This is a genomic window from Paraburkholderia sp. GAS41 (genome assembly GCF_050436545.1).
In the GTDB taxonomy this organism is placed as follows: domain Bacteria; phylum Pseudomonadota; class Gammaproteobacteria; order Burkholderiales; family Burkholderiaceae; genus Paraburkholderia.
Map to the genome: position 1 here is coordinate 199,332 of NZ_JBNDMK010000003.1, position 12,277 is coordinate 211,608.

The window sequence follows — 12,277 nt, forward strand, 5'->3', positions numbered from 1 at the left end:
GCTACCGTGATAGCAGCGGTGTACGTTACAAACATACAACATAGTATCTATGCTTTCAGCGTCTTACGCAAAGCGCAAGAGCGGCGCCTGCCGGCATGTGTCACCCACCGCGCGCTTACGCGTTTCGCGTAGTGCAAACATCGCCGGCTGGCTGGGTTGCCGTGATGGGACGACGCGTTAGCAGCAGCGTTCCAGCCACCGCCGTTAGCGCCAGAATTCCCGTGATGACGAAACCCGCCTGATAGCTATGCGTCATCGATACGACGTAGCCCGTCGCGATGGGCGCCATCAGGCCGAAGCCGTTGCCGCCCACACTGATCATGGCGATTGCGGTGCCCGAATCCTTCTTCGACGGCAGCATGTCGTTGATGAGCGAGAGGTTCGACGCGACCGCCGCAGTGCAGCCGGTCAGGGACAGCGTCAGCAGAAGTATCACGAGCCAAAGCTCATTGGCGCCGGGAACCAGCAGAATGAGTGCGGACATCAGCAGGCAGACGGCAACGACTGCCCTGCGACTTCCACCCGCGATGTCCTTACCGCGCAGATAGCGGTCGCTGCAAGTGCCGATCAGCACGCCAAGGATGGCAGCACCGGCGTACGGAACCGCCGTGAACAGCCCGCTGCGCGTGATGCTCATGCCCTTTTCCGCTTGCAGATAGTTAGGCATCCATGTCAGGAAGAGATAGGTCGCATAGACCGCGCAGCCCTGGGTGAAGGCGATGGCCCAGATGGTTCGTGAACGGACCAGTCCCGCGAGACCGAGCCGCTTCGGTTCGAGCGAATTCGAGGTTCCGACGGTGTTCCGAGCGGCCACGATGTACGTGCGCTCGGATTCGCTCAGCCAGTTGGCGTCTTCCGGCTGCTTGAACCATATCAGCCATGCGGCCAGCCAGATGAAACCCAGCGAGGCCGCCACCAGAAACCCGGCGCGCCACCCGTAGGCCGTCACGACGTAGCCGAGGCCAATCGCACCAACCGCTGGTCCCAGAAGACTCCCGGCCTGAAAGATGGAGGTGGCGATGCCCCGCTCCGCGGCGGGCGCCCATTCGCGAATCACGCGGCCGCCTGCGGGATAGGTCGTCGACTCACCGAGCCCCATCAGGAGACGGGTGATCAGCAGAGAAATGAACCCACCGGTGAACGCGGTCAACGCGGTGGCCAGCGACCAGAAGCCGATGCCCCATGCGTTGAGGCGTTTAGTGCCAAAACGGTCGACCAGCAAACCCATCGGAATCAACGCCACGGCGAACAGCCACAGGAACGAGGAAAACAGGTAACCGAGCTTGACTGGCGACAGCAGGAATTCCTTGCTGATCTGGGTGGATGCAATGGACAACGCCACGCGGTCGACGTAGTTCACGACCGTCAGCAAGAACAGGAACAGGTATACCCAGTAGCGGCGTTTCATTGCATCGTCTCCAAAGCGATAGCTTTCGAAATTCGAAGCGGATGACGCGAACCTCTCGTCCTTTACCTTGCTTGCCGGCAGCGCCTGGCGCGTTGGTGGGCGTTGGCGGGCGTTGGCGGGCCTCGGCGAAGCGAGGATACCATTCCACCGTGTCTTGAGCGCGGCTACGCCGTGATGCTTCTGGCGCGTTAGACTTCGGCCTTGATGACAACCCATTGAAGGAGCAACGCCCGCATGGACCGGATGGCAGCAATGGAAACGTATATCAGCGTCGTCGAAGCGGGCTCGTTCTCAGCAGCGGCAAAACGGCTCAAACTGGGTCAGCCCGCCGTCTCGAAGTCGATTGCGCAGCTCGAAGAGCGCCTGGGCGTCCGCTTGCTGCTGCGCTCAACACGCGGCCTGACGCCGACCGATGCGGGTCAACGCTTTTACGAACATGCGCGGCGCGCGATCGAAGAGACCGAGCTTGCCGAGCAGGTCGCACGTGATTCGTCCACCGGACTATCAGGCATCCTTCGCGTCAGCGCCGCCGTGACCTTCGCGCGCCTGCACATTCTGCCGGTGCTAAAGACGTTCATGAACCGGCACCCGAACCTGCAACTCGATATCGTGCTGGACGACCGCACCATCGACCTGCTCGAAAAAGGCATCGATGTTTCGTTACGGATGGGCTCGCTCGACGACTCCGCGATGACCGCACGCCGCATCGCGCAGAGCCGCCGACTCGTTGTCGGCACACCCGCCTACTTCGCCGAACACGGTATCCCGCACACGCCCGCCGATCTGAGCCAGCATCAGGCGGTGGTGTATTCGTTGCGTGGCGGCGGTGAAACGTGGGCGTTCAGTCAGGACGGCAAGGCGGTTGCGGTCGTGGTCTCCGGACGCGTCAGTGTCAGTGCCGCCGAGGGCATGCGCACGGCGGTACTCGCGGATATGGGCCTTGCGGTTGCGTCAGAGTGGATGTTCTCGCCCGAACTCGCCAACGGCACGGTCCAGTCGGTCCTCACCGACTGGGAGTTGCCGGTTATCGACCTGTGGGCCGTATTTCCGGCCGGCCGGATGGTGAGTGCCAAGGCGCGTGCCTTCGTCGAGTTCGTCGAAGAAGTGTTGGGTACGCCATCCGGCGACGCCAGGCCGTAGCGTTCAGGCCCTGGCTGTCGCTTTCTCCAGCACCGGGAACATCTCCGACGGGTCGGCACGGCGCGTGTAGTCCGGGTTGACTTCGGAGTACAACACGATGCCATCCTGACCCACGACGTAACGCGCGGGCATCGGCAACGTCCAGCTCGGATCGTTGTTGAAGCTCGGCAAATCGTTCTTCAGATTCTGGTACAACTCGACGAGATAGTCGGGTAATCCGAAACGCAAACCAAAATCCGCAGCCGTTTGACCGTTGACGTCGCTCAGCACCGGGAAGCCCAGTTCATTGGTGCGAACCGACTTCCGGCTATTGACCTGCGTCTGGGGCGAGAGTGCGACCACATTCGCGCCGTAGCGCTGGATCTCGGGTAGCACCTCGTTGATCGCCTGCAGTTCGATGTTGCAATACGGGCACCATACGCCGCGATAAAAAGTAATCACCAATGGCCCCTTCTTCAGCAACGCCGCCGAAGCGACCTCGTTGCCGTCCTGATCGTTCAGGGTGAATTGCGGTGCGCGGTCGCCGGCCTTGATGGCGCGGCTCGCCTGACCACTCGCGATCAGTTCCGCGGTGGCGCGCTCCATAACGGGGTGGATTTCCGGCGGTGCCTTATAGGGCGGTTTGCCTGCCTTGAAGTCGGCCCGGAATGCGTCGAGTTTGTCTTGCAGTGACATGAGTGTTCTCCTTGCTGGTTGACGATGAGCGAATGATGAAGCTCAGCGGCATGACCAGGAAGGCAGGCACCGTCGATAATACTCATTCCTGCCGGGCATAAAGCGCCGGACGTTACGTCCGCTCGCCCGGTGATCGATGCCTCGCGGGATTGTTCAATCTTTATGGCACACTCCCACCAGAGACATGAGCGTGCCGGTCGGCTAACGGGCGCGTCCCAGCCAATGGCGTTGCAGCCAGCTTTCGTTAGAATCAGTTTGCGGGTCTTTTCTTCGTCCATTACCGGAGGCGAACGTGCCAGGCTTACTTCCCGATGTCGACCGCGAGGGACTCCTCGAATATTCAGTCGTATACACCGACCGATCAATCAATCACATGTCGCAGCGCTTTCAAGGCGTCATGCGCGATATTTCCAGCTCCCTGAAAAGCGTCTACAACGCGAAGGCGGTCGTTATCGTCCCCGGCAGCGGAACGTTCGGCATGGAAGCCGTTGCGCGGCAGTTTGCGACGAGCAGGAAGTGTCTGGTCATCCGCAATGGCTGGTTCAGTTTCCGCTGGTCGCAGATTTTCGACATGGGCGGTATTCCATCTGAATCGACCGTGCTGAAAGCGCGTCCGGAAGAACAAGGGCGGCAGGCCGCTTACGCACCGGCTCCAATTGAGGAGGTGGTCGCGGCGATCAAGGCAAACAAGCCCGATCTGGTCTTTGCGCCGCATGTCGAAACCGCATCCGGGATGATGCTGCCCGATGCCTATCTGCGCGCGGTGTCCGATGCGGTTCATGACGTCGGCGGCATGTTCGTGCTGGATTGCATCGCCTCCGGTACGATCTGGGTGGACATGCAGGCCAGCGGTGTCGACATCCTGATCAGCGCACCGCAAAAAGGATGGAGCGCGTCGCCCTGCTGCGCACTCGTCATGCTCAGCCCGCTTGCCCGCGAAAGAATCGACCAAACCACCAGCACCAGTTTTGCTTGCGATCTGCGCAAATGGCTGCAGATCATGGAAGCCTACGAGAACGGCGGGTTCGCGTACCACGCCACGCTGCCCACGGACAGTCTCACCACGCTGCGTGACGTCATAAAGGAAACCGAAGCATATGGTTTCGATAAAGTGAAAGCGGAGCAGTTCGAACTCGGCAAGCGCATTCGCGCACTCCTGACCAGCAAAGGTTTCAGGAGCGTCGCGGCGGAAGGTTTTCAGGCTCCGGGCGTCGTGGTCAGCTACACGGACGATGACGGTATTCGAAGCGGCGCGAAATTCGTCGATGCCGGCTTGCAGATCGCAGCCGGCGTACCGCTTCAATGCGACGAGCCTGCTGATTTCAAGACCTTCCGCATCGGACTATTCGGCCTCGACAAACTGCATGACGTCGAAGGCGCGGTTGCCAGGTTCTCCAAAGCATTGGACAGTATTCTTTAGAAGGCGTCATGGGTCATGTCTCATGCGTTGCGCAGAACGATCCATTCCGCCTATCCATCAGAATCGCCGGCTGATTGCCCGCAAAACGGCATCACCACGCGGCGTGACGCGGGCAAAGGAGTACCCGGCTACGGCGCGTTCCACCGTCAAAAGCTTGAGGTCTAATAGCGCATTCAGATCGCCCAGGCCGGATTCGATCCGGCCGGGTGCATTCTTGACCACCATTAGCGTGGCGATTTCGTGTGGACTCAGCATTACATTCTCCAGGTTTCGCTCGAACAGGCGTCCGGACGCGAGACGCACCGGCAATTCAGGTTGTTCCGGTTAGCCTCAGGCATTGATTGAAGCGGGACGAATCACGGGCATTCATCCGGGAAAACGCATACTCATTGGTATGGGTCTCTTCGGGATCCGTGAAAACACGCTTGCCGCAGACAGATAGTCGCGCCTGCGCGACGCGCCGACAAACGATCGTTGTTCAATGAAACGTGATTCTGATTCACCTGTCGGTGGGTCGTGCCGCGCGAAAGTGCCCGCAACGCGCTTTATTGCGGGTTGATCGAGCTTCGCAGCAGCCTCCTAATCGTGTGTCTGGTCAAGCACCCACTGACGAAAGGCCGCCAGCTTGGGCTGATTGAGTTCGGTCGTCCGGCATGACAGGAAGTGAGTCTCCCGCTCGAATCTGACGAAACGGTCGCGGCCGATCTCCACCAGTTCTCCCCGAGCGAGTTCGCGCTCGGCTAAGCGGATACTCTCGAGGACCAACCCAAAGCCGTCGACTGCAGCCGCGATTGCAAGCGCCGAGCGGTCGAATGACGGCCGCGGCCGTGCGGGCATGGGTATCGAATTGGCGTCGAACCAGTCGCGCCAGGTCAGGCGGCTGAGCGAACTCTCGATCAGCGACGCTTCCTGAACGAGCTGCTCCAAGGTTGCCGCTCGTTCGAGCAGTGGCGGAGCGCACATTGGAACCACGGGCTCGCACCCCAGCGACACCGTCACGACTCCCGGACGATCCAGCGCGCTGCCGTAATAGATGGCGACGTCGATTTCCTTGGCGCGTGTCAGGTCCAGAAGCTCCGGCCCCGTTGACAGGCGCAGCGTAATGTCCGGATGGTGCCGGCCGAAGTCCGGCAGGCGAGGCGCAAGCCATTTCACCGCGAAACTGGGCGTGGAATGGACGGCGAGAACCTGTGCTTGAGGTGCGAGCGACACCTCGGTGCAAGCGGATTCGATCACGTCGAATACCCGGCTCAGGCTGTCGAGCAACCGCAGTGCCTCGGGGGTGGGCTCAATGCCCCGATGTTGTCTGATGAACAACCGTCGCCCGAAATATTCTTCGAGTTCCTTGACCTGATGGCTGATTGCCGAAGGCGTGAGGCAGAGTTCGTGCGCGGCAAGGGCAAAGCTTTGCAAGCGCGCCGCGGCTTCGAAGGCACGCAGCAAGACGAAATTGGGCAGTTTGCGCACCTGTGCCCCCGATAGGTGAATCGCGCTCATGCTTTCATGAACGTCTACCGCTTGTCAACGCGCATGCGGCTCGCACGGCGAGCGGCATGGGTCGAGTCCAGACACCGAAACCCGCCCCACTCCGGCCGCCCTACACGTATTCAGAGGCCGAAGGTTGCGCCCGCCAGGCAATGATCGAATGGCGTGTTATTTCTTTTGCTGCCCGCCTGTCTTGCGGACGTGCGCTGCGGTGTCCGCAAACAGATCGATTACCACCCCACGCAGCCAGCGGTTGTCTTCGTCCTGCTGGACTCGCGAGTGCCACAGCAGATGGATCGGCGCGGCGGGCAGCGTCATAGGCAATGCGCGCAGGCTGAGCGAGAAAGGCGTTGCCAGTTGCTGCGCCAGTCGCTCCGGCACCGTGGCGATCAGATCGGTGCGTTGCAGGATGTAGCCCACGCTCATGAAGTGCGGCACCGTCAGTCGCACCTGACGCCGCACGCCACGCCGTTTCAGCCATTCGTCCACCTGCCCGTGGCCGGTGCCGGCCGCCACCACGACGAGATGCTCCGCCTCGCGCCACGCGGCTAGCGAGAGCGGCGCGTCCTCGAGCGGATGGCCGCGCCTGAACAGACAGACATAGTGCTGATCGAACAGGCGGCGCTGATAGAAACCGCCTTTGAGCTGCGGCAGCAGGCCAATCGCCAGATCGACCCGGCCGTCGGCCATCTCGTTGCTCAGATTGACGCTCGTATCGCGGACGGTATTGAGCGCGACCCCCGGCGCGACGCGCGACAGCCGTTCGAGCAGCGCGGGCAGAAAAACGACTTCGCCGATATCGGTCATGCCGATCGTCATGGTGCGCATCGCGCGCAGCGGGTCGAAACCCGTCACCGGATTGAATGCGGCGTGCAGCGTGGCGAGGGCCTGTGAGACCGGTTCCGCCAGACGCAACGCGTAGGGGGTGGGCACCACGCCGCCCGGCCTGCGCACGAACAGCGGATCGCCAAGCCGGCGACGCAGTTTGGCGAGCGCGTTGCTGACGCCGGGCTGGCTCATGTTCATCTGCTCGGCGACGGTCGCCACGCGCCGTTCCTGCATCAACCGCTGGAAAAGCAGCAGCAGATTGAGGTCGATTTCGCTCAGTTCCATCTCAGTTCCATGTTTCACGCATCGCAGAGTCTCATTCAATCCAGTGATGAAGCAGATTCATTTCATCTTATTGAAGAATGAAGGTCTAGTGCTGAAAATACTGACATGGCACGCACATTCGGCAACGCGGTGAGAAATGTCATGGCGGCCCAAACCCATCAATCTGAAGATTGGAGACACAGCATGAAGCAGACGGACCTGAGGATTGCCATCATCGGTGCCGGCATCGGCGGCCTTACGCTTGCGCTTGCACTACGCGAGCACGGCATCGATGCGCAACTGTACGAGCAGACCGACGAGCTGCGCGAAGTGGGCGCGGCCGTTGCGCTCTCGGCCAACGCGACACGCTTCTATGAACGCATGGGTCTGCGTCCGGAGTTCGAGAAGGTGTGCGCGGAGGTGCCGGGGCTCGTCTATCGCGACGGACGCAGCGGCGCTGTCATCGGCCATCATCGCGGCACGCCCAGCTATCGCGAACAGTTTGGCGGCTCGTACTGGGGCATTCATCGCGCCGATCTGCAGGCCGTGCTGTCCAAGGCGGTCGGCCTCGAACACATCAAGCTCAGCCATAGGCTGGTCGATCTCACACAGCATCCCGATCGCGTCAGTCTGGCCTTCGATAACGGCGTGCACGTCGATGCCGATCTGGTGATCGGCGCCGATGGAGCGCGCTCGATCACCCGGCGCTGGATGCTCGGCTATGACGACGCCCTGTATTCCGGTTGCTCGGGCTTTCGCGGCGTGGTGCCGGCCGGGCGCATGGATCTGTTGCCCGACCCCGAGACCATCCAGTTCTGGATCGGGCCGAGCGGCCATCTGCTGCACTATCCGATTGGCGACAAAGGCGACCAGAATTTCCTCCTGGTCGAGCGTCATCCGTCACCGTGGCCGTCGCGCGACTGGGTGATGCCCGCCAGCGAGGGCGAGCAATTGCGCCTGTTCAAGAACTGGCATCCGGCCGTCGTGCAGATGATCACCGCGGTGCCGATCAGTCAGCGCTGGGGCCTGTTCCATCGCCCGCCGCTCGGCCGTTGGAGCAAGGGCCGCGTGACGCTGATCGGCGATGCCGCGCATGCGCTCGTGCCGCATCACGGCCAGGGCGCCAACCAGTCGATCGAAGATGCCGTCGTGCTGGCCGCGCAGTTGGCCGCGGCGGGTCCGGGCAATTGGCGCGAGGCGCAAGAAGCCTACGAGCGCCTGCGCCGCGGCCGCACACGCAAGGTGCAATACGCGTCGATCACCACCGCGGACGTGCTGCATCTGCCCGACGGTCCGGCCGCCGAGGCGCGCAACGCCCGCCTCGGCGCGCACGACAGCGTGATGCATCACCTCGGGTGGATTCACGATTTCGACGCCCTCACGGAGGAGCCGAGCGAACGGCAGGGCGGCACGTGGCTTTGAGCGGGACTCGCGGGTCTGATTGCTGTGCGTGTATGGGTGTCTCGTGCGGCAAATCGAGGGTTGTGGCCGGTGGTCCGATGGCTCCGGTTTAGCCTCGACCCAGAATAGACGCGAGATGCGGCAAATCGAACGCAGTCACGTCGATGTAGGGCTCAGACGAGATATCTACCCGGGTTGCGGGACCGTTTTCATCAGGCCGCGGGATGAACGCGGTTCGCAACCCACTGTGCTTCGCCGCCATCAGGTCCCACTTGTGAGCAGACACCATCAGAATCTCACCAGGAGCAAAGCCGAGAAAGTCCGACGCCAGTTGGTACACGCGCGGATCGGGTTTGAACGCGTGTACCAACTCCCCCGTCAAGATGGCATCGAACGGAAGCTTCTCTCGTTTGACCATTGCGACCATCGCAGCCATAGAGGCATTCGTCAGCGTCGCGAGCACGAACTCTTCACGCAATGACGTGAGTCCTGGCACCGAATCGTTCCAGGGTTGCATCTTTCCCCATGTGCCGAGCAATCGCGTTTTGTCGTCGTCGGAAAGGGCATTTCCGCCAGGGTAGCGCGAAAGCAACGGTGATAACACGTTCGCATAGACCGCGCCGTTGGGTTGCCACGCCGTTCGACCCGCACAAATCTCAACGATAGCGTCGTGCGCCGCCGCACTCCATCGACCAGCGAAGGTCGACCAATCCTCAAGATGCGACGCGACGGCCGGGATCTGGGCCAATTCGCGCATCATCGGGTCGTAGAAATCGAGGACCGTGCCCTGCATGTCGAACACGAGGGCTTTTGGCCGAGCAGGACGCTGTGCAGTCGTCATTGCCGCTCCTGACAATTGAGGTGACGTTGTCTGATCGAGTGCCATACCTGGAACGAAAGGCAGTGAAGCGAGCAACTGCACGAAACGTCGCCTGCCGGGCATGGGAATAGGAGGATGTAAATCGTTCATGGTGTATCTCTTCGGACGTTCCTGGTCGCTGCCGCACGGCGTGTCGATCGGGTCGGCGACATGGTTGAGCCTTCCGGGCCCGGATGGAATGCGCTTACAAACGCGCGATGAAACGAGGCATATACCTATGGTCAGAGCTTCCTCAGAGCATGACGGGGCGTCACGGCCGAAAGACGATCCGACCATCGATACATTGCGACGACAACCAGCCCGATGATCGACAAAGCGACACCGACGTAGACCGTCGCCAGCACGCTCTCGCCTGTCAAAGCCCGTCCGCCAAGAAAGGAGCCGCCAGCGATTCCCAGATTGAACGCAGCGACATTGAGGCCGGCAGCCGTACCGACGGCCCGGGGTGCCACTCGTTGCGCGACCCGCACAACGGTTGCCTGCAAGATGGGGGGAATGGCAAAGGCGAACGTCCCCCACACAAACAGGTTGACCATGACCAGAGCAGGTTGATGCGCGCTGACCAACAGGGCCGCCATGGACATGGCGAGGCCCGTCAATGCGATATTCATGCTGAACTTCGGACCATAACGATCGGAAAGACGCCCGCCACCGATCGTCCCGACGACCGAACCCAAACCGAAAGTCATCAGGCCCAGGGTCACACCTTCACTGCTGAGACCCGTGATACGTGTCAGTAAAGGCGACAGAAAGGTAAACACAGCAAACGTGGCGCCCAAACCCACCGCGGCCATCAGGTAAAGCGGCATTAATGCGTTGCTCTTGAGCAGCGCGAGTTGCGAGAGGATGTTGCCGGAGCCATGCTGCGATGGAAGCGAGGTCAACAGCCGCCAGAGTCCCGCCGTCGCAAGAGCGCCCATTGCGGCCACGACGAAGAAGGGAACGCGCCAACTCATCAGTTCCCCTATCCAGGTACCGCCAGGGACCCCGGTTACCATCGCAACAGTGAGACCGCTGACCATGATGGCAACCGCCCTGCCCGATTTCTCCGTCGAAACGAGCGACATCGCGACGGTTGTCCCCAAGCCAAAGAAAACACCGTGGGCCACGGCCATCACGATCCGGACTGCCAGCAACGTAGCGAACGAACCGGAGAGACCTGCGGCGAAGTTGCATAACGTGAAGAGCGTCATGAGGGAAAGCAGCAACGCCCTGCGAGGCAACCGTGCGGTCACAGCGGAAACCAGAGGCGTCCCGACGGTGATAGCCAAAGCATAGAAGCTCACCAGTAATCCGGCCGTCGGTACAGAGATTCCGAAGGTCTTTGCAATGTCGGGAAACAGGCCGACGATGACGAATTCCGTTGTTCCGATCGCGAAGGCCGCGATCGCCAGAGAAAATACTGCAGCGGGCATGATGATGTCCTCGATATAGATGAGTTGAATTCGCAGTTACGAATTCAGAAGCGGTCGAGTGACCCGGCTTTCATCCCTGAACGTCATTCGACTCGAATCAGCAACGTCGAACCTCAGCCTGTGAGTTTCGATAGCAGCGGGTTTGCAAACGCAAACAGCATGGCTACACCCACGCCAATCAGAAACGACGCGTCGATCAGACCCGCAAGCAGAAACATCTTGGTTTGCAGTGGGTTCATCAATTGCGGCTGCCGTCCGGCGGCTTCGATGTATTTGCCGCCCATCAGTCCAATACCGATACAGGCGCCGATAGCGCCGAGACCGATGATGATGCCGATACCAATGGCAGTCGAACCCTGGATGTTGGCGATTAAAGCTTGCATGACGACTCCTTGAGATAAATTGACCTGAAACCGGAATTCAAAAGCAACACCGCCCCCACACACCCCGAAGGCGCGCTTGCGTGCGCTTCGGAGTCGTTTCAGCAGTTGTGGGGCAAGGTGCTTTCCTGCACGCCGCGATCGTTAGAAATCCTGCACAGTTGGCCGGATCACGATTTCATTGACGTCGACCGAACGGGGCTGTTCGATTGCATAAGCAATGGCCTGCGCGATCGCGTCCGCCGGAATGGCCATCTTGTAGAAGTCGACGACGAAGTTTCGGCTGTCGTCGTGGCCCGAACCAAACTTGAGCTCGGTGTCGATCGCGCCCGGTGAAATCACCGTGGTGCGGATGTTGCCGCCCACTTCGTGACGCAGACCTTCGGAAATGGCCCGAACCGCGAACTTTGTGCCCGAGTACACCGTCCCGCCCGGGCTGAAGACCTTCAAACCGACGACCGACGCGATGTTGACGAAGTGGCCCGACTGCTGCGCTTCGAAGACCGGTAACGCCGCTGCGACGCCGTAAAGAAGGCCTTTGATATTGATGTCGATCATGCAGTCCCATTCGTCTGTCTTGCGCAGCGACAGGGGTGCGATAGCCATCAGGCCCGCGTTGTTGACCATCACATCGAGGCGGCCATGTTGCGAGACGACTTCGTTGATCAGACGATTGACCTGCGCCTGATCCGTGACGTCGACCTGGTGAACGGATGCCTTGCCGCCCTTGGCCTCGATTTCGGCGGCAATGCGTTGGAGGTGGTCGACCCGGCGAGCGGCCAGCGCGACAGTGGCGCCGTTCGAGGCAAGGAGTTTGGCGGTGGCTGCTCCAATGCCGCTGGAAGCACCGGTAATGACGACGACTTTGTCAGACATGATATTTCTCCGAGGAGGTTGAAGTGGGTGGAGAGAAGTGTCGTCCTCGGAGACATTTTTGATTAGACTGGAATATGTGTAATCTCTTTTCCATCCAAGCAAAGG

At 60.8% G+C, this 12,277-nt stretch carries 12 protein-coding genes; 3 read left to right on the top strand and 9 right to left on the bottom strand.

What is annotated here, in order from left to right; all coding sequences use genetic code 11:
- Positions 1-115: 115 nt before the first annotated feature.
- Complete coding sequence (locus P3T43_RS07025) at positions 116-1,408, bottom strand: MFS transporter (RefSeq protein WP_429280335.1); 1,293 nt, start codon at positions 1,406-1,408, stop codon at positions 116-118.
- A gap of 234 nt (positions 1,409-1,642) precedes the next feature.
- Between P3T43_RS07025 and P3T43_RS07030 the strand changes: the two genes are divergently transcribed.
- Complete coding sequence (locus P3T43_RS07030; RefSeq protein WP_429280336.1) at positions 1,643-2,548, top strand: LysR family transcriptional regulator; 906 nt, start codon at positions 1,643-1,645, stop codon at positions 2,546-2,548.
- 3 nt (positions 2,549-2,551) lie between these two features.
- Here P3T43_RS07030 and P3T43_RS07035 read toward each other — a convergent pair whose 3' ends face one another.
- Positions 2,552-3,223: a peroxiredoxin-like family protein gene (locus P3T43_RS07035; protein WP_429280337.1), complete on the bottom strand. Its 672-nt coding sequence runs from the start codon at positions 3,221-3,223 to the stop codon at positions 2,552-2,554.
- A gap of 292 nt (positions 3,224-3,515) precedes the next feature.
- On the opposite strand from P3T43_RS07035, the gene P3T43_RS07040 reads away from it, so the two are divergent.
- On the top strand, positions 3,516-4,643 hold the full coding sequence (locus P3T43_RS07040; protein WP_429280338.1) for an aminotransferase class V-fold PLP-dependent enzyme: 1,128 nt from the start codon (positions 3,516-3,518) through the stop codon (positions 4,641-4,643).
- 57 nt (positions 4,644-4,700) lie between these two features.
- Here the strand turns inward: P3T43_RS07040 and P3T43_RS07045 are convergent, their stop codons facing one another.
- The 3 genes from P3T43_RS07045 to P3T43_RS07055 all read right to left on the bottom strand — a co-directional run bounded on the left by P3T43_RS07045 (position 4,701) and on the right by P3T43_RS07055 (position 7,241).
- A complete protein-coding gene (locus tag P3T43_RS07045; RefSeq protein WP_429280339.1) occupies positions 4,701-4,952 on the bottom strand; it encodes a hypothetical protein in 252 nt (83 codons plus the stop codon).
- Between the two features lie 270 nt (positions 4,953-5,222).
- Positions 5,223-6,140, bottom strand: a complete 918-nt coding sequence (locus P3T43_RS07050) for a LysR substrate-binding domain-containing protein (RefSeq protein WP_429280340.1) — start codon at positions 6,138-6,140, stop codon at positions 5,223-5,225.
- Between the two features lie 156 nt (positions 6,141-6,296).
- Positions 6,297-7,241 (bottom strand): LysR family transcriptional regulator, encoded by a 945-nt coding sequence (locus tag P3T43_RS07055; RefSeq protein ID WP_429280341.1) that lies wholly within the window; start codon positions 7,239-7,241, stop codon positions 6,297-6,299.
- Positions 7,242-7,424: 183 nt separating this feature from the next.
- Between P3T43_RS07055 and P3T43_RS07060 the strand changes: the two genes are divergently transcribed.
- Positions 7,425-8,642, top strand: coding sequence for an FAD-dependent monooxygenase (locus tag P3T43_RS07060; RefSeq protein WP_429280342.1), 1,218 nt, complete (start codon positions 7,425-7,427; stop codon positions 8,640-8,642).
- An 88-nt stretch (positions 8,643-8,730) separates the two neighbouring features.
- On the opposite strand, the gene P3T43_RS07065 is transcribed toward P3T43_RS07060, so the two are convergent.
- The 4 genes from P3T43_RS07065 to P3T43_RS07080 all read right to left on the bottom strand — a co-directional run bounded on the left by P3T43_RS07065 (position 8,731) and on the right by P3T43_RS07080 (position 12,172).
- Entirely contained in the window at positions 8,731-9,462 is a 732-nt protein-coding gene (locus P3T43_RS07065) for a haloacid dehalogenase type II (protein WP_429280343.1), read from the bottom strand.
- A gap of 260 nt (positions 9,463-9,722) precedes the next feature.
- Positions 9,723-10,916 carry an MFS transporter gene (locus P3T43_RS07070; RefSeq protein WP_429280344.1) on the bottom strand — a complete coding sequence of 398 codons (1,194 nt, stop codon included), beginning with the start codon at positions 10,914-10,916 and terminating at the stop codon, positions 9,723-9,725.
- Between the two features lie 113 nt (positions 10,917-11,029).
- Entirely contained in the window at positions 11,030-11,299 is a 270-nt protein-coding gene (gene atpE, locus P3T43_RS07075) for a F0F1 ATP synthase subunit C (RefSeq protein ID WP_429280345.1), read from the bottom strand.
- 141 nt (positions 11,300-11,440) lie between these two features.
- A complete protein-coding gene (locus P3T43_RS07080; protein ID WP_429280346.1) occupies positions 11,441-12,172 on the bottom strand; it encodes an SDR family oxidoreductase in 732 nt (243 codons plus the stop codon).
- Between the last annotated feature and the right edge of the window lie 105 nt (positions 12,173-12,277).